The sequence below is a fragment of the Arthrobacter sp. C2 genome, assembly GCA_024207135.1.
Taxonomy (GTDB): Bacteria; Actinomycetota; Actinomycetes; order Actinomycetales; family Micrococcaceae; genus Paeniglutamicibacter.
Map to the genome: position 1 here is coordinate 1,570,903 of CP042428.1, position 15,741 is coordinate 1,586,643.

Here is a 15,741-nt window from a genome sequence, read left to right on the forward strand (position 1 = left end):
ACCGGAATCCCAATCCACGTATTTCCACACATGCTGACAGCGTCCGTAACTGCATTTCAACTGCTTCGGCGGCATGCGCGGCACTGGCAAGCAATTCACCGCCACCCAATCGATACAACCCTTGTGTCATATTACCTGCATGTTGTATTCTGGTGGTGATGTGGATCGTTGACTTGAACTTGGTTGACGCATGGCTGTCTGACTTGGACTTCGAATCCTATGTGCAGGGCATGGCTGCCATCGAATTGTTGGCGGAACGCGGCCCTCAGCTTGGTCGCCCTTTGGTCGATACCGTGGTGCAGTCACGCCACAAGAACATGAAGGAATTGCGACCAGGCTCCAGCGGCCGGTCGGAATTGCGAGTGCTGTTTGCGTTCGATCCCCAGCGTCAAGCCATCATGCTGATTGCGGGTGACAAGGCGGGGAATTGGCACACATGGTACGAGACGAATATTCCAGTTGCCGATGAGTTGTTCGACAAACACCTAAAGACGCTGAAAGGAGCGCCATGATGGCAATGAACTTTGAGGAAATGCTGGCGAAGCGGCCAGTAGACAGGGCCGTCGTTGACGCACATAAGAAGCGCATGCTCGAGGAGGTCCGCGCCTACCGCTTGCGCGAATTGCGCGAAGCTTCCGACTTGACCCAGGTCCAGCTCGCCGGAAGGCTCCAGGTCACCCAGAACCGGGTTTCTCGAATAGAGCACGGAGATATCGAGCGCACACAGGTCGATACATTGCGTAAATACGTAGAGGCAATTGGCGGCAGGCTCCGGGTCGAGGTCGAGCTTGGAGACGAACGTATCCAAATCGCCTAGCCACGGGCCATGGAACCCTATTCACCACGAAAACGGCACCTGACCGGTGACTTTGGCCAGGGTTCGTGTCCGCCCGAAAGATCGGGAATGCCAGCCGTGCCTATTTGTCCCGTGCGGTGGTTGCCTGGGGCTTGGGTTTCGCCGGGAAGAGGGCCTTCAGGCGCTCCTCGGCGGCCTCGGTGGCGGCCTCGGCCGCCTGTTGGTTGGCCTCGGTGACGGCGGCGAGCATCTCGGCCCGCTGGATCTTGATGCCGCGGGGTGCGTCGAATCCGATCTTGATCGAATCGCCCTTGACATCGAGGACAGTCACCACGATGTCCTCGCCAATCAGGACCTGTTCTCCGACCTTCCGAGTAAGTACCAGCACCGCACAATCATAGCCCAGTGCCCGCCCGCACTTGCCGAGCGACCTACGTGTTTGGGCCCCGGGCCTCAAGCACGGGGAAGCCCAGCTCCCACACCGATGCCGGTGACAGGGTCTCGTCGGCATGCAGGGACACCACCGCGTAGAGCCCGTGGCCCGAGGCCACGTGCTTGACCCAGGCCGCGGTGTCCTCGGCCTTGCGCCCGGCATCGACGGCGGCCCAGAGCTGGTCGGCCTCCAGCACCTCGAGCAGCTCCAATTGCGGCAGCAGCGCCAGTTGCGGGTTGATCGCCACCGCCACGAGCAACGGGACGCCTTCGGCGACCGCTGCGGCGCGCGCCCGCAGGATGCCGCGCCTGTCGGTCACCGGCCGCCGGGCCAGGGAGTCCACATCGAACTTCTGCGCCAGCTCCCCGGCATTGCGCCGCAGGGCGGTGCCGTCGTGGAGCTCCTCCGCGGCCATCCCGGCGTCCCCCCACAGCCCGATGACTACCACCAGGTCCCCGGGACCGGCCAGCGGCGAGGGAACGATGTCGCGGTCCCGCCCCGGACCGAATCCGCTGCCGACAGCCGCCGGGAGCAGCCCCGCAGGCAGGAAACCGGCGCCCGGGGCACCGGCGGTTTCGGTTGCTGCCGGGCCGCGGGCCGCCGCCCGGGCACCCGTTGACGGTTCGAGGGCAAAGGCCTGCCCATCAAGCAACCGGGCGAAATCCGGGGCACCGGGAACCGCCGGCCGCCCGCCGCGGCGCGTCTGCCGTGGCGAGGCCGGTGCCAGGCGCAATTCGGCGGCATCGGCCCGTTCCAGCAATCCGTTGATCCCGCCGCCGGTGTCTTGCGGATTGGTGTCGCCGGCCCCCGGATCCGGATCCGCGGATGGGCGGGAGCCCGCGGCGCGACCCGCAACCAGCTCGAGGTCCCGGGCATCGAGGGGTTCGTCCCCGGGTCCGATGACCCGCCCGTCGGGGGCGTTTTCGTCGGGCACCTCGATGATCGCCTCGTAGTGTTCCTTGGCCAGGAACCGGCCGAGGCCGCCGGTGGTGACCTTCTCCGCCGAGACGATGCGCGCGGTGTGCCCGTACTCGGCGACCGCCTGGGCGTGGATGGATTCGAGGCTGGGGCCCTCAAGCCGAAATCGCATCGGCACCGCGCACCACCCCCACGGTCTCGATGTCGGCCCCGCCGGCGGTGGCCTCCTGGTAGGAGAGCACCGGGATGGAGCCGGGCGCGGTGCCCATCAGCCGGCGCACCGCCGGGCGCAGCGCCGGGGCGCAGACCAGCACCGCGGACAGGCCCCGGGTTTCCAGCTCGCCGGCGATCTGCTTCACCGAGGAGAGCACCGCCTCGAGCCGTTGGGCGTCGAGCATGATCTGGCTTCCGGTCTCTGAAGGGCGCAGCCCCTCGAGCATGCCCTGTTCCAGGACCGGGTCGACCATGACGACCCGCAGCAAGGTGCCTTCCAGGTAGCCGGCGGCGATGGCCGGTCCCAAGGCGGCGCGGGCGGCCTCGATGAGCCCCTCCGGGTCGGTGCCGGCCTTGGCCCGCAGGGCCAGGGCCTCGTAGATGCGTCCGAGGTCGTTGATCGGCACCGATTCGGCCAGCAGGCCCTGGAGCACGCGCTGGACCTCGGCCAGGCTCATGAGCGAGGGCACCAGTTCCTCCACGGCCGAGGGGTTGGCCTCGCGCACCGCGTCGGTGAGCACCCGCACGTCCTCGCGGGTGAGCAGCCGAGCGGCCTGGTCCTTGACGATCGAGGACAGGTGGGTGACGATCACCGAGACCCGGTCGATGGTGGTGGCCCCAGCCATCTCGGCGTTGTGCCGCAGCTCGGCCGGGACCCACTTGCCCGCCAGCCCGAAGACCGGTTCCACCACAGTGGCCCCGGGCAGCGACTCCAGGTGGTCCCCCAGGGCCAGGATCTTGCCGCGCGGCGCGGTGCCGCGCCCGGCCTCCACCCCGGCGATGCGGATGGCGTAGGTGGCCGGGGGCAGGTCGACGGAGTCGCGGGTGCGCACCGGGGGCAGCACGATGCCCAGCTCCATGGCCACGCGGCGGCGCAGCGCCCGCACGCGGGCCAGCAGGTCGTCCCCTCCCCCGTTGACCACGTCCACCAGGTCCGGGGCCAGCTGGATCTCCAGGGCGTGCACCCGCATCTTCTCGATCAGGTCCTCGGTGGTTTCGGCCGGGACCACCGCGGCCTCGTTCCGCAGTGCCACCGCCGCCCGGGTTTCTTCCTTGGCCGCGTTGGCCTTGATGCGCTGGGCGGCGAAGATCAGCAGCGTGCCGATGAGCACGAAGGGCAGCTTCGGCATCCCGGGCACCAGCGCCAGGCCGATGGCCGCGGACCCTGCGATCAGCAGCGCGGTGCGCGACTGGGCCAGCTGGGTGGAGGCGGTCGAGCCCATGTCGGAGGACGCGTTGGAACGGGTGACGATCATGCCGGTGGACACGGCCATCAGCAAAGCGGGGATCTGCGTGGCCAGGCCGTCGCCGATGGTCAGCAGCGCATAGGTGTTCAGTGCCTCGCCGATGCCCATGCCGCGCTGCACCATGCCGATGGCGATGCCGCCGACCAGGTTGATGATGATGATGATCAGCCCGGCGATGGCGTCGCCCTTGACGAACTTGGAGGCGCCGTCCATGGCGCCGTAGAAGTCGGCCTCCGCGGCGACCTCGGCGCGGCGCTCGCGCGCCTGGCTGTCGGTGATCAGCCCGGCGTTCAAGTCCGCGTCGATGGCCATCTGCTTGCCCGGCATGGCATCGAGGGTGAAGCGGGCCCCGACCTCGGCGACGCGTTCGGCGCCCTTGGTGACGACCACGAACTGGATGACCACCAGGATCAGGAAGATCACGCAGCCGATGATCAGCGAGCCGCCCACCGCGATGTTCCCGAATGCGGCAATGACCTCCCCGGCGTACGCGTCCCCGAGCACCAGGCGCGTGGAGGCGACGTTCAGGCCCAGGCGCAGCAGCGTGGCCACCAGCAGCAGCGAGGGGAAGACCGAGAAGTCCAGCGGCCGCTTGACGAACATGGTGGTCAGCAGGATCACCAGGGCCAAAAGGATGGACACGGCGATCAGCACGTCCAGCAGGGAGGCCGGGACCGGGACCACCAGCAGCATGATGATGCCCACCACGCCCAGCGGCACGGCGATCTTGGAGAGGGAGGCGAATTTCATGCGGTCTTGCTCCTTGGGGCGGGGCTGGATGCCTGGGGTTGGTCGGCTGGTTGGGTGGCGGGCCGCGGAAGGCCCGGGGGCCGGGAGGTCATGGGGTGGCCCCCGGCGGTGCGCCGGGCACCGCGTGGATGCCGTCGGGCCGCCCGCGGGCCTTGAGCGTCATCACGAAGGCCAGCACGCGGGCCACCTCGTTGTAGGTCCCGGCGGGGATCTCGTCCCCGAGGTTGCAGGCCTCGTGCAGGTTTCTGGCCAACGGGATGTCGCGGACCATGGGCACCCGCTTGGCCACGGCCTCCTCGCGGATGCGCGTGGCGATGTTCCCGGCGCCCTTGGCCACCAGCTTCGGGGCGGAGATGCCGGGCTCGTATTTCAGGGCCACGGCCACGTGGGTCGGGTTCACCACGACCACGTCGGCGTCGGCGATCGCCGCGATCATGCGGTTGCGGCTCATGGCCATCTGCCGGGAGCGGCGTTGGGACTTGATCAGCGGGTCCCCGTCGGTGCGCTTGTTCTCGTCGGTGACTTCCTTGCGGGTCATCCGGGTGTGCTTGCGGTTCCGGCGCATGACCACCAGCACGTCGGCGGCGGCCAGCACCAGCCCGGCGATCACCGAGGCGCGGATCAGCGAGGCGGCCCCGTCGGACCCGGCGGCCAGCAGCGAGGCCAGCGGCAGGGAACCGGATTGCAGCAGCAGGGGCATCAGCGAGGAGACCACGAACCAGAGCACCAGGGCGATGACGGCGACCTTCAGCAGCGCCTTGAGCCCCTGCCAGAGCGCCTGGAACCCGAAGACCCGCTTCATGCCCGAGAGCAGGTTCAGGTTGGCGGGGTCCAGCTTGAACTTCTTGAACCGGATCCCGCCCTGCAGCGCGGCGGTGGCGATCACGACCACGAGCACCACGGCGAACAGGGGAAGCATGGTGCCCGGCAGCGACCCCAGCCCGGCGCCGAGGGCGCCGACGGCGGCCTGCGGGTCGGGATCGGCGATGACCAGGCGCACGGCCTGGAGCTGGCTGCGGCCTGCCGCCTCGGCCAGTGCGAGCAGTCCCGGGATCATCAACGCCGCGGCGCCGATGCCCAGCCAGGCGGCCAGGTCCTGCGAGCGGGTCATCTTGCCCTTCTCGCGGTTCTCCTTCATGCGCTGGGCGGTGGCCTTCTCGCTGCGCTCCCCCGAATCCTGGCTCATTGGCCCATCACCGCCCCCAGCAGTGACAGGGCGCTGCGCACCAGCGAGGAGACCAGCGCCGGCAGCACCACGAACACGGTCCCGACCAGCATCAGGGTCAGCATGATCTTCAGCGGGAAGCCCATGGCAAAGGCGTTCAGTGCCGGGGCGGCGCGGGTGAGCAAGCCCAGGCCGATGTCCGCGAGCACCAGGACCACCAGAAGCGGTCCGGCGATCTGCACCGCGGCCAGGAACATGCTGCCCACCGCCGAGACCAGGGATTCGGAGAGCCCCGGCAGCCCGATGCCGCCGCCCAGCGGGATCGCGTCGAAGGAGCGGAACACCCCGGCGAGCACCAGCTGGTAGCCGTCGGAGGCGACCAGCAGGGCCAGGGCGGCAAAGTGGAAGAAGCGGGTGAACTGGGCGCCGTTGACCATGGATTGGGGGTCGAAGCCCTGGGCCATGGCGAAGCCGCCGAACAGGTCGATCAGCCCGCCGGCGGCCTGGATGGCGGAGAAGAGCACCATGACCAAAAAGCCCATGGCGGCGCCGGCCAGCAGTTCGGCGAGGATCGCGGCCAGGAAGGGGCCGGTGTCCAGGGACTCGTAGCCGGCGGACATGCGCGGGGTCACGGCCAGGGCCAGGCCGATTCCGAGCATGCCCTTGATCCGGAGCGGGATGGCGTTGTGCGAGAACGGCGGGGCAATGACCAAAAAGGCGGTGACGCGGACGGCGGCCAGCATCATCACCTCCAGCGAGGCCAGCGGCAGGGTCGCCAGCACCGTTACGTGCCTCCCAGCAGCGCCGGGATCTTCTCGAAGAGCTCGTGGGTGAACAGCACCATTTCGGCAATCATCCAGTGCCCGCAGACCAGCAGCGCGATCGCGACCGCGGCGGCCTTGGGCACGAAGGAGAGGGTGATTTCCTGGATCTGGGTCATGGACTGGAACAGCGAGATGGCGAAGCCCACCACCAGGGAGGTGATCAGTACCGGAGCGGCGAGCTTCGCGGCGACCAGCAGGCCGGAGAGGCCGATGTCCAGGACGGCGTTGGAGTCCATGTTCAGCCCCCGCCGACGTTGTAGGAGCCGATGAGTGCGGTGAGGATCAGCGCCCAGCCGTCCACCAGGACGAAGAGCAGGATCTTGAAGGGCAGGGAGATCATCACCGGCGGGAGCATCATCATGCCCATGGACATCAGTGCCGAGGCGACCACCAGGTCGATGACCAGGAAGGGCACGAAGATCACAAAACCGATGATGAAGGCGGCACGCAGCTCGGAGATCATGAACGCGGGGATCAGCGTGGTCAGCGGGACGTCGGCCGGGGTCGCGGGGTTGGCCAGGTCCGCGGCCCGGGTCATCAGGGCGATATCCGCCTCGCGGGTGTGCGCCAGCATGAATTCGCGCAGCGGCACGACGCCGACCTCGAGCGCCTGGGTCAGGTCGATGGAACCGTCCAGGTAGGGCTGCACGCCGGTCTCGTTCATGGCAGTGAGCACCGGGGCCATGATGAACAGCGAGAGGAAGAGCGCCAGGCCGGCCAGCACCTGGTTGGGCGGGATGGTCGGCAGCGCCAGGGCGTTGCGGGTGAAGGCCAGCACCACGAAGATCTTGGTGAAGGAGCTCATCATCAACAACAGTGCCGGGGCCACCGAGAGCAGCGTGATGGCGATGAGTGTGACAATGGCCGAGCTCGGGGTACCGTTGGGGCCGTTGATTTCCACTGACAACCCGCCGTTGTCCCCCGGTGTTCCGGGCTCGATGGGCGCGGCGAGCGCAGCGGAAGGTCCCAGGACCGCGAACGAAGCCAGTAGCACCAGCAGCAGCGCGAGCAGCCAGGGCAGCCGGGCGCGCAGGGCCAGGGAACGCCGGGTGGTGGTCATGCGTTGGGACCGGAGCGCAGGGCCGCGGCGGCCCGGCGCCAGGTGTCCGGGGACAGGATCGAACCGGCCAGCGGACCCGTAGCGGCGTCCTGCACCGACACGGCACCGGCGGGCTGCGTCGTCCCGGTGTGCGGGGCATCTGGGTGGGGGGCAGCGGCATCCGGTCCGTCCGGGGACACAGAGCCGGGGCGCACGTTGAGAAGGCTTTGGGCGAAGGCACGCGAGCGTTCGGCCACGGTGGTGGACCCGTCCGCGATCTCCGGGGCCGGGGCCGACACCGGCTCGGGTGCCTCGAAGGAATCAAGCACGCTGATGGAGGATTCGGCCACGCCCAGCAGGTAGCGCCGTCCCTGGACATCGAGCAGCACCACGGAGGACCTCGGGCCCAGGTTCCGGCGCTCGACGAGGTTCAGCTGTGCCGCGGCCGGTGCGCCGAAGCGCGCTCCGAGACGCTTGCGCAGGTAGAACAACAGGCCGAAGACCGCCGCCAGCGAGACGATCACTCGCAGCACCAAGAAAAAAGATTCCACGCCTAGGACAAGCCCTCGTTCACGTCGAGGATCTGGGTGATGCGCACCCCGTAGTCCTGGTCCATGACCACGACCTCGCCCAGGGCGATGAGCCGGCCGTTGAGCAGGATGTCCGCCGGAGCCCCGGCGGAGCGGTCAAGCTCCACCACGGCGCCGGGCTCCAGGCCCAGCACGTCGCGCACCGACATGCGGGTGCGCCCGATCTCCACGGTCAGGGCCATTTCCACGTTGTTGATCCGGCCCAGCTTGCTGGACATGTCCTCGCGCACCCCGGTACCCGGGGCCTGCGGGGCGGGAGCCGGGTCATTTTCGCGGATGCGGATGGCGAAGAACCCGATCTTTTCCCCGGCGCTGCGCAGTTCGAAGCACACGGTCTCGGAATCCCCCAGCAGCGCGTCCGGGCGCACCGCGGCCTCGGTGGACAGCACCCCGGCACCCAGCACCCCGGTGGCCGCTTCGAGTGCGGGACGCAGCACGTCGGAGGCCGCGACCAGCGAACCGGGCCCTCCGGGGGCTCCGCCCAGCAGTGGTGCGGCGACCTGCAGCAGCACGTCGGCCGAGTGCTGGCCCACGAAGCCGGCGGACACCAGTTCGCCGGGCCCGTCAAGCAGCCCGGCGTCGCGGGCCCCGTGCTGCAGCACGGCGTCCACCGGGGAACCGGTGGGCAGCATTCCGGCCAGGGCCTCGGCCGCAGCGGTGTACAGCGCGGTCGAATGCAGGACCGGGGTGGCGGATGGTTCGGGAATCATGCGGGAGTCTCCTCGGTTGAAACGACGACGGCGGCGATCCGGCCGCTGCGGGTTCCGGCCGCGGCCGTGCCCAGGCGACGCCCGCCCACGGACAGCTCGAAGGGCCGGTGGACCGGGTGCGGCAGCGGCAACACATCTCCCACCGCCAGGTTCAAGATGGCGCCCGGCAGCACCTTGGCCGGGACCAGCGACATGGACAGGTCCACCGGCACCCCGGCGACGGCCTCGGCCAGCAGTCCCGGGGCGTCCTCGACCGCCGAGCGCGGGTTGGTTTCCCCCAGCTGCGGCAACAACATCTCCGCGGGCAGCGCGACGGTGGCCAGGGCGCTGCGTTCGCCCACGCGCACGCGCAGGGAGGCGGTGATGACGATCTCGGATTTCGTGGCGGCCTGCGCAAACTGGGAGTTGTGCCCGATGGTGGCCACGGTCAGCTGGTGCTTCAGCAGGGCACCGAGGGAATAGTGCAGGTCCTCGAGTGCCTCGTCCATCAGCCCGCGCACCAAGGTGGCCTCGATGCGGGTGAACTTGCGCTCGGGCACGTCGGTGGCGACGGGGCTGCCGAGCATGTGGGAGATCCAGTTCAGCGCGTCGGCGGCCGGGAACTGGATCACGGTGCGGGCCTCGTGCCCGGCGACCTCGGCCAGCACCATCGTGGTGGCCGGCGGCAGTCCGGCGACGTAGTCGTCGTAGGAAGCCATGGACACCGATTCCAGGGACACCTGGGACATCACGCGGATCTTTGCGGTCAGCTGGGTGCCCCACTGCCGGGCAAAGGTCTCAAAGGCCAGCTCGAGCACGCGCGCGTGCTCGCGGGCCAGGGTTGTGGGCCGGCGGAAGTCGTAGGGCACGACAATGGCCGGGTCCTCGGGGTTCGGGGTCGGTCCACCCGCACCGGGGTGTCCCGCAGGCAAGAGCGTCACTGGCACCACTATCGGCAGGATCAGGGTAAGCGTTAGCCGGTGCGGTCAACCATTTTCGGCCGGTCCCGGGCAGGATCGCCCGTTGCCGCACCCACTAGGGCGTTTGTTGCAACAGGTTGCGCACGGATTCTGGCTGGTTGGACAGCACCACAATGTCGACCCTGCGGTTCAGCGACAGGTCCTTGGCTCCGGGGACCGGACGGGCGTCCCCGTAGCCGACCGAGGAGATCCGTGCGGCCTTCACTCCCCCGTCCTCGACCAGGGCCCGCAGCACGCCGGTGGCGCGGGACGCGGAGAGTTCCCAGTTGGTGGGGTACGGCTGGACCGGGCGTCGCTCGTCCGCGAAGCCCTCCACCTCGAAGTACCGCTTGGTGGGGGCCAGCACCGGGGCTATGGCATCAATAATTTCCCGGGCATCCTCGGTGAGCTTGGCGCTGTTGGGCACGAAGAAGGTCTCGGCACTGACAAGCCGCACCGTCAGCCCGCGGTTGTCGATGGAGAAGACCGCGGCCCCGTCGTGCCCCGAGTCCTTCAGCCGCTTTTGGATGCGGCTCTTGATTTCCAGCAGGTCGGCTTCCTCGCTCTTGGCCAGCTCGAGCAGCGCATCCTTGGTCTGCCCGTCGATCTTGCTGTTGGCAAGCAACCCCTCGGTGCCGACCAGTTCCGGGGGTACCACGATGCCGTCGGCGGTGTCGGCGGTGATGCTTTGTTCGGAGCCGAAGCCGGTGGCCAGGGAGTTCTTCAGCGCCTCGAATTTGTCTTGGTCGACGGTTGACATGGCGAAGAGCACGATGAACAGGCACATCAGCACCGTGACCATGTCCATGTAGGAGGCCATCCAGCGCTCGTCCGGACCGTCGTGACCGGACTGGGCCGGCTTGCGGCCCCGCCGGCCCCCGCGACCGGAGCTGCTCACGCGGCTTCCTTGAAGTCGTCGAGCAGGGCCTTGGTGTCGGCGCCCGTCGCCTGTGCTGCTTCCTTGCCCAGCAGGTGGGGCGGGACCATGGCCTTGAGCTTTTCTTCCAGCAGGATCGGTTGGCTGCCGCCTTGGATGGCCATCACGCCTTCGAGGACCAGGGTCATCGAATCGATTTCCAGCTCGGAGAGCCGGCGCAGGCGTGAGCCGATGGGCAGCCAGATGAAGTTGGCCGACACCAGGCCCCAGAGGGTTGCCACGAAGGCCGCGGCGATCATGTGGCCCAGCTCGTCGGGCTTGGAGAGATTTTCGAGCACGTGGGTCAGTGAAATCACGGTGCCGATGATGCCCACGGTGGGTGCGTAGCCGCCCAGAGTGGAGAACCACTTGTGCGCGATGGCGTTGGTGCCCTCGCGCGTGGTGATCTCGTCCTCGAGGGTCTCGCGCAGATCGTCACCATCCATGCCGTCGGCCAGGGACTGCAGGGCACGCCCCAGGAAGGGATCCTTGGCGTCGCGGGCCTCGGCCTCCAGGGCCAGCAGCCCGTCCTTGCGTGCCACCTCGGCGAGCTCGACCAGCTTGCCAATGGTTTCGCGCACCGGGGACAGCTTGCCACGGAAGGCCGAAGGCAGCGCCTTGATCGCGGTGATCGTGTCCCCGATGGTCCCGCTGGCGATGCCCACGGCGATGGTTCCGCCGAACACGATGATCATGGGGGCCGGCAGCAGGATCGAGGAGACCGAGGCGCCCTCCATGAACAGCATGGTGAACATCGCGCCGAAGGCCAGCAGCAGGCCTATGAGTGTTGCGGGATCCAAAGGTCGTCCTCTATCGAAGCGTCAGGGGCGGATCGGACGGCAGGGCCTGGCGGGCCAGCGAGACCACGCGGGCGCGGTGCCCCGCCACCAGGGAGATGACTTCCTCCATGGTTTCGCGCACCACGTACTTGGCACCGTTGACCATGACCACGACTGTGTCGGGGTTTTCCTGGATCCGCTCGATGAGGTCGGCATTGATCGCAAAACGTGTGGCATTGAGCCTGGTGACTACGATCATGAATGCGCCCGTCCTTTCACAGGTGCACTCTCGGCAGGAAGGGCGGAACCGTTAGCCAACGGCGCCGCCCTGCCACGATCCCGGGAGACCATTGCTCGATCGCCCCCGGGTTCGCGGTGACCATTCAACCGGCGCCGCGGTAGTCGGCAGCGGCCAATCGTCGAGTGCCGGCATTTCGGCGTTGACGAATGGATGATGCTGCCCCAGCCATGGCACCGTCGATCCGGGAGCCTCCGGGCACCCGGTTCCGGGCGTGCCCGATGGCGATCCCGGGCACATCCGGAACGACCGTGGCCGCAACTTCGCGACGCATTGCTGCGTGCGACCTTGCGGCCACGGTTCATTTCAACTGTCGCTGCTACTGGTCCAGGACGTTGAGGTCCTTGCCCTTGGTCTCGGGCACGGTGAACACCGTCACGGCGGAAATCACCAAAAGTGCCATCGCGTAGATCGGGAAGAAGTTGAACGACGACGAAGCCGCCCAAGTCTGAATGTAGGGAGCGGTGCCGCCGAACGCGGCAACCGCGAAGGCGTACGGGAAGCCGATGCCCGAGGTCCGCACCTCCGGCGGGAACAGCTCGGAGAACAGGGCAGGCATGATGGCCAGCGCACCGGCCAGGAGTGCGGACATGATCGAGACGCTCAACAGGAGCACCATGAAGTCATCGCGCAGCCACAAGGTCATCGGGTAGTAGAGCACGAGTGCGCCACCCGCGCTGATGAGCATGACCGGCTTGCGTCCGATGCGGTCGGAAAGGATCCCCCAGAGCGGGAGCGCGCCAATCAGGACGATGTTGCCGATCACGCCTGCCCAGAGGGTAAGTCCGCGATCCATGCCGAGTTGGGTGTTCGCGAAGGTCGGGGCGTTGATGGCCCAGGCGTAGTAGGCAACGGTGAGCCCGATGGTCAGTCCGATGACCTGCAACGCCGCCAGGCGGTGTTCCCAGATCTGTGCAACGATATTCCGCTTGCGATTCGCGTTGCTCTTGGCAACCTGCTCGAACACCTCGGATTCTTTCATGTTGCGGCGCAGGTAGAGAGTGTAGAGACCGGCGACCGCCCCCAGCGCGAACGGAATGCGCCAGCCGAAGGAGTTAAGTTGCTCGGTGGTGAGTGCCAAATTGAGGATTGCGGCGAGCAGCAGGCCGAAAAGTATGCCGGTCGTGCCCGAGACGTAGATCCAGCTCGACCACAGTCCGCGATGCTTGCGGGGGGCGACCTCGGAGAGGAAGACCTGAGAGGCGGGAAGCTCGCCGCCATGGGCCAGGCCCTGCACCAGGCGTGCCAGCAGCAGCATGAGCGAGGACCATGCGCCCATGGTCTGGTAGTCGGGCATCAGGGCAATCGCAAGGCTGCCGAACGAGGCAAGCATGATCGCGAGAGTCAGCGAGAACTTGCGGCCCTTGCGGTCTCCGATCCATCCGAAGAGGAAGCCGCCAAACGGGCGGGCAATGAATCCGACGGCGAAAACAGCCAGCGCAGAGAGCAGCGCGGACGTCGGGTCGTCGTTGTCGAATGCGTGGGCGGCGATGTAGACGGCAAAGGAGGCGTAGACATTCCAGTCGTACCACTCAAGGAGGTTTCCCATGCCGATGCCGACAAGGTTCTTCCTCGTCGTCCGGCGGCTTTGTTCCGCTTCGCGCTCGTTCGCTGTGCGGGAATCTATGGAGCTCATCTGGTTGCTTCCTGTTTCGTGCGGTCGACTGCCAGATCTGCCAGCCGGCGGTGGGCCAGTGTCGCCATGAGCGCGGCACCGTCTTTCAAGACGTCGTCGGCGAAGACTGCCTGGGGTGAATGGTTGTCGGGCAGGTCATCGACGTCGACGCCCGGACGGGCTGCCCCGAGCGGGATGAAGACCCCGGGCACCTGTTCAAGCACCTTCGAGAAATCCTCGGATGCACTGAGCGGATATTCCGGGTCGATGAGGCGGTTCTCGCCGAAGAGCTCCCGCACGGTGCCCGAGACGATGTCGGACTCTGCCGGATCGTTGTGGGTGACCGGGTAGAGCATTTGGTAGTCGACGTCGACCTCGACGCCGTGCGCATCCGCGATGCCACCGAGCACCTCGGGGATCGAGGTGCTCATGTGCGTGCGGTTCTGTGTGCTGAAGGTTCGAACCGTCGCCTTGATCTCGACGGTGTCGGGGATGACGTTCTCGACTTCGCCGCCCTTGATCATGCCGATCGACACAACCACGGGATCGAATGAATCAAACCGGCGGGTGACCATGGTCTGGAGTGCGAGCACCATCGTTGCAGCGGCAGTCACCGGGTCGACAGCCCGGTGCGGGGCCGAGCCATGTCCGCCGCGGCCCTTCACCGTGATGAGCACGGTGTCGGAGGCGCTCATGATCGCACCCTTGCGAACCATGAAGGCGCCCTGCGGTATGCGCGCCGAGAAGACGTGAAGCGCAAAGGCGGCCGAGACGCGGGTGCCGGAGGCATCCAGCACACCTTCCTCGATCATCAGGCGGGCCCCGTCATGGCCTTCTTCGCCCGGCTGGAACATGAACACCACGTCGCCGGCCAGGTTCTCGCGATTGGCGCTGAGCAGTTCGGCCGCTCCGAGCACCATCGCCATGTGGGCGTCGTGCCCGCAGGCATGCATCGCTCCGGGCTGCTCGGAGGCAAACGCGAGTCCTGTCTCCTCCTGGACGGGGAGCGCATCCATGTCTCCGCGCAGCAGTACTGCGGGGGCGGGTCACAGAGTTGGGACTTGTCCCCTGAGCACCGCGACCACGGAGCTGCATTTGACACCCACGGTGACTTCGACGGGCAATTCGGCCAATCTGTCGAGAATCCGCTGTTGCGTCCGGGGCAGGTGGAGCCCGACCTCGGGGTGGCGATGCAGCTCGTGCCTGAGCGACACAAGGTCTGCCTCGATCCGAGAAGCTTGTTTCAGGTATTCCAAATCGGCTATCCTCACGCTTTTCAATTTCTGCTCAGATCAGTATAGGCGCGCCGAAAGTCGTGCAGATTACACGCGGAACATCCATCGATATTGATCATCTGAGGAATAATATTGGGATATTCTTGCATCAAGCCATCAAGTCTGTGCGCATCGATGCACGGCAGGTGAGCGCTCCCACAACGTTTCCCAGCAACAGGAGGCCGGCATGACCCGTGCAGAGGACCTCGAATTGCTCCATGCCCTGCAAATCGCGCCGCGCGCTTCGTGGCGTTCCCTGGGCGCCGCGCTCCACCGTTCCCCGGCAATGCTCGCGAACCGCTGGCAGGAACTCACGGATGCCGGACTGGCATGGTGCACCGCAGTACCCTTCGGGGAGGGCGGCTCCGGCGTCACCGCGTTCATCGCGCTGCTCGGCGAACCGGGCCAGCAGCAAGCGCTAATCGACCAAGCCATCCTGATTCCCGAGGTCATTTCGATCGAGGTACCGGCCCGGCGCTGGGACCTCATCCTGACGGTGCTGGTTCCTGACATGGAAGTGTTCCTGCGCTCGCTGCAACCGCGGATCGCGAACCTCGAAGGCCTGACCCAGCACGAAACGATCCTCTGCACGCGCCGGCATTTTGGGGGCCACGAGTGGCGGCTCAATGTCCTGGACGGTGCGGCACGGGCGGCGCTCCAACTGCAAAGCCGGGTCGCCGTTGAAGACGGCAAGGGGATGCGCAATGAGGATGGGGCCTTGATTCCCCTGCTGTTTCGCGACGGGCGTGCAGGTGTCACCGACATCGCCGCCGAACTCAACACGCACGCAAGCACGGTTTCCCGGCGGCTGAATCGCTTCCTCGCAGACCCCCAGATATCGCTGCGCTGCGATGTGGCTCCCGAGCTTGTCGGCCAGCCGATCAGCTGCCAGTGGTTCTGCCGACTCCCGCCCAATCAACACGATGCTGCAGCAGCAGTGCTTCGAACCTTGCCGAATCTGCGCTACTGCGCCTCGACAACGGGCCAGACCAACTTCACCTTCGTCCTCTGGGTCAAGTCGCCCGAGGACATCTTTGAAATCGAGCGGGAAGTCGTCGAAAGAATTGAGCACTTGACCATTTCCGAGAGTTCGGTGACGGTCAGGTTCATCAAGCGCATGGGCTGGCGGCTTGATGACCGGGGCCGTCGAATCGGCGAGCCCGTGCTCCCGAGGTTTCTCGACTGATCGCCGGGCAGGCCTGCGCATGCTGCAGTGCCCGGCGCGGCCATGGCCCG

The 15,741-nt window shown here is 67.1% G+C and carries 19 protein-coding genes; 4 read left to right on the forward strand and 15 right to left on the reverse strand.

The window, feature by feature from the left end; genetic code table 11:
* Positions 1–158: 158 nt before the first annotated feature.
* Together FPY90_RS07270 and FPY90_RS07275 are read left to right on the forward strand one after the other, a co-directional pair.
* Positions 159–512, forward strand: a complete 354-nt coding sequence (locus FPY90_RS07270; protein ID WP_071213004.1) for a type II toxin-antitoxin system RelE/ParE family toxin — start codon at positions 159–161, stop codon at positions 510–512.
* Positions 509–817 carry a helix-turn-helix domain-containing protein gene (locus FPY90_RS07275; protein ID WP_498684756.1) on the forward strand — a complete coding sequence of 103 codons (309 nt, stop codon included), beginning with the start codon at positions 509–511 and terminating at the stop codon, positions 815–817. Before FPY90_RS07270 ends, FPY90_RS07275 begins: the two co-directional genes overlap by 4 nt.
* Before the next feature lie 100 nt (positions 818–917).
* On the opposite strand, the gene csrA is transcribed toward FPY90_RS07275, so the two are convergent.
* The 15 genes from csrA to FPY90_RS07350 all read right to left on the reverse strand — a co-directional run bounded on the left by csrA (position 918) and on the right by FPY90_RS07350 (position 14,247).
* A complete protein-coding gene (csrA, locus tag FPY90_RS07280; RefSeq protein ID WP_071213003.1) occupies positions 918–1,184 on the reverse strand; it encodes a carbon storage regulator CsrA in 267 nt (88 codons plus the stop codon).
* A gap of 43 nt (positions 1,185–1,227) precedes the next feature.
* The gene (locus FPY90_RS07285) at positions 1,228–2,319 is read right to left on the reverse strand and encodes a hypothetical protein (protein ID WP_498684757.1); all 1,092 of its coding nucleotides are present in this window, start codon (positions 2,317–2,319) and stop codon (positions 1,228–1,230) included.
* Positions 2,303–4,357, reverse strand: coding sequence for a flagellar biosynthesis protein FlhA (locus tag FPY90_RS07290; RefSeq protein ID WP_498684758.1), 2,055 nt, complete (start codon positions 4,355–4,357; stop codon positions 2,303–2,305). The genes FPY90_RS07285 and FPY90_RS07290 overlap by 17 nt, the downstream gene beginning before the upstream one ends.
* Positions 4,358–4,445: 88 nt before the next feature.
* Complete coding sequence (locus FPY90_RS07295; protein WP_498684760.1) at positions 4,446–5,543, reverse strand: EscU/YscU/HrcU family type III secretion system export apparatus switch protein; 1,098 nt, start codon at positions 5,541–5,543, stop codon at positions 4,446–4,448.
* On the reverse strand, positions 5,540–6,268 hold the full coding sequence (locus tag FPY90_RS07300) for a flagellar biosynthetic protein FliR (RefSeq protein WP_071213243.1): 729 nt from the start codon (positions 6,266–6,268) through the stop codon (positions 5,540–5,542). The genes FPY90_RS07295 and FPY90_RS07300 overlap by 4 nt, the downstream gene beginning before the upstream one ends.
* A 38-nt stretch (positions 6,269–6,306) precedes the next feature.
* On the reverse strand, positions 6,307–6,582 hold the full coding sequence (fliQ, locus tag FPY90_RS07305) for a flagellar biosynthesis protein FliQ (protein WP_071212999.1): 276 nt from the start codon (positions 6,580–6,582) through the stop codon (positions 6,307–6,309).
* A 2-nt stretch (positions 6,583–6,584) separates the two neighbouring features.
* Positions 6,585–7,406 carry a flagellar type III secretion system pore protein FliP gene (fliP, locus tag FPY90_RS07310; RefSeq protein WP_498684762.1) on the reverse strand — a complete coding sequence of 274 codons (822 nt, stop codon included), beginning with the start codon at positions 7,404–7,406 and terminating at the stop codon, positions 6,585–6,587.
* Positions 7,403–7,936: a FliO/MopB family protein gene (locus FPY90_RS07315; RefSeq protein WP_498684764.1), complete on the reverse strand. Its 534-nt coding sequence runs from the start codon at positions 7,934–7,936 to the stop codon at positions 7,403–7,405. Before FPY90_RS07315 ends, fliP begins: the two co-directional genes overlap by 4 nt.
* A gap of 2 nt (positions 7,937–7,938) precedes the next feature.
* The gene (fliN, locus tag FPY90_RS07320; RefSeq protein ID WP_498684765.1) at positions 7,939–8,685 is read right to left on the reverse strand and encodes a flagellar motor switch protein FliN; all 747 of its coding nucleotides are present in this window, start codon (positions 8,683–8,685) and stop codon (positions 7,939–7,941) included.
* Positions 8,682–9,605: a flagellar motor switch protein FliM gene (locus FPY90_RS07325; protein WP_498684767.1), complete on the reverse strand. Its 924-nt coding sequence runs from the start codon at positions 9,603–9,605 to the stop codon at positions 8,682–8,684. The genes fliN and FPY90_RS07325 overlap by 4 nt, the downstream gene beginning before the upstream one ends.
* A 94-nt stretch (positions 9,606–9,699) precedes the next feature.
* Positions 9,700–10,521, reverse strand: a complete 822-nt coding sequence (locus tag FPY90_RS07330) for an OmpA/MotB family protein (RefSeq protein WP_498684769.1) — start codon at positions 10,519–10,521, stop codon at positions 9,700–9,702.
* The gene (locus FPY90_RS07335; RefSeq protein WP_498684770.1) at positions 10,518–11,339 is read right to left on the reverse strand and encodes a motility protein A; all 822 of its coding nucleotides are present in this window, start codon (positions 11,337–11,339) and stop codon (positions 10,518–10,520) included. The genes FPY90_RS07330 and FPY90_RS07335 overlap by 4 nt, the downstream gene beginning before the upstream one ends.
* Positions 11,340–11,349: 10 nt before the next feature.
* On the reverse strand, positions 11,350–11,577 hold the full coding sequence (locus FPY90_RS07340; RefSeq protein ID WP_071212993.1) for a flagellar FlbD family protein: 228 nt from the start codon (positions 11,575–11,577) through the stop codon (positions 11,350–11,352).
* A 358-nt stretch (positions 11,578–11,935) separates the two neighbouring features.
* On the reverse strand, positions 11,936–13,252 hold the full coding sequence (locus FPY90_RS07345) for an MFS transporter (RefSeq protein WP_498684771.1): 1,317 nt from the start codon (positions 13,250–13,252) through the stop codon (positions 11,936–11,938).
* Positions 13,249–14,247, reverse strand: coding sequence for a M20 metallopeptidase family protein (locus tag FPY90_RS07350; RefSeq protein ID WP_498684772.1), 999 nt, complete (start codon positions 14,245–14,247; stop codon positions 13,249–13,251). Before FPY90_RS07350 ends, FPY90_RS07345 begins: the two co-directional genes overlap by 4 nt.
* Before the next feature lie 45 nt (positions 14,248–14,292).
* On the opposite strand from FPY90_RS07350, the gene FPY90_RS07355 reads away from it, so the two are divergent.
* Positions 14,293–14,532, forward strand: a complete 240-nt coding sequence (locus FPY90_RS07355) for a hypothetical protein (protein WP_498684774.1) — start codon at positions 14,293–14,295, stop codon at positions 14,530–14,532.
* A 160-nt stretch (positions 14,533–14,692) separates the two neighbouring features.
* A complete protein-coding gene (locus FPY90_RS07360; protein ID WP_498684776.1) occupies positions 14,693–15,691 on the forward strand; it encodes an Lrp/AsnC family transcriptional regulator in 999 nt (332 codons plus the stop codon).
* Positions 15,692–15,741 lie beyond the last annotated feature (50 nt).

Excerpts from the sequence above, each read along its gene's own strand:
- FPY90_RS07270 (WP_071213004.1), top strand. The coding sequence starts at position 159 with ATGTGGATCGTTGACTTGAACTTGGTTGACGCATGGCTGTCTGACTTG.
- FPY90_RS07275 (WP_498684756.1), top strand. The coding sequence starts at position 509 with ATGATGGCAATGAACTTTGAGGAAATGCTGGCGAAGCGGCCAGTAGAC.
- FPY90_RS07285 (WP_498684757.1), bottom strand. The coding sequence starts at position 2,319 with ATGCGATTTCGGCTTGAGGGCCCCAGCCTCGAATCCATCCACGCCCAG.
- FPY90_RS07290 (WP_498684758.1), bottom strand. The coding sequence starts at position 4,357 with ATGAAATTCGCCTCCCTCTCCAAGATCGCCGTGCCGCTGGGCGTGGTG.
- FPY90_RS07295 (WP_498684760.1), bottom strand. The coding sequence starts at position 5,543 with ATGAGCCAGGATTCGGGGGAGCGCAGCGAGAAGGCCACCGCCCAGCGC.
- FPY90_RS07300 (WP_071213243.1), bottom strand. The coding sequence starts at position 6,268 with ATGATGCTGGCCGCCGTCCGCGTCACCGCCTTTTTGGTCATTGCCCCG.
- fliQ (WP_071212999.1), bottom strand. The coding sequence starts at position 6,582 with ATGGACTCCAACGCCGTCCTGGACATCGGCCTCTCCGGCCTGCTGGTC.
- fliP (WP_498684762.1), bottom strand. The coding sequence starts at position 7,406 with ATGACCACCACCCGGCGTTCCCTGGCCCTGCGCGCCCGGCTGCCCTGG.
- fliN (WP_498684765.1), bottom strand. The coding sequence starts at position 8,685 with ATGATTCCCGAACCATCCGCCACCCCGGTCCTGCATTCGACCGCGCTG.
- FPY90_RS07340 (WP_071212993.1), bottom strand. The coding sequence starts at position 11,577 with ATGATCGTAGTCACCAGGCTCAATGCCACACGTTTTGCGATCAATGCC.
- FPY90_RS07345 (WP_498684771.1), bottom strand. The coding sequence starts at position 13,252 with ATGAGCTCCATAGATTCCCGCACAGCGAACGAGCGCGAAGCGGAACAA.
- FPY90_RS07350 (WP_498684772.1), bottom strand. The coding sequence starts at position 14,247 with ATGGATGCGCTCCCCGTCCAGGAGGAGACAGGACTCGCGTTTGCCTCC.
- FPY90_RS07360 (WP_498684776.1), top strand. The coding sequence starts at position 14,693 with ATGACCCGTGCAGAGGACCTCGAATTGCTCCATGCCCTGCAAATCGCG.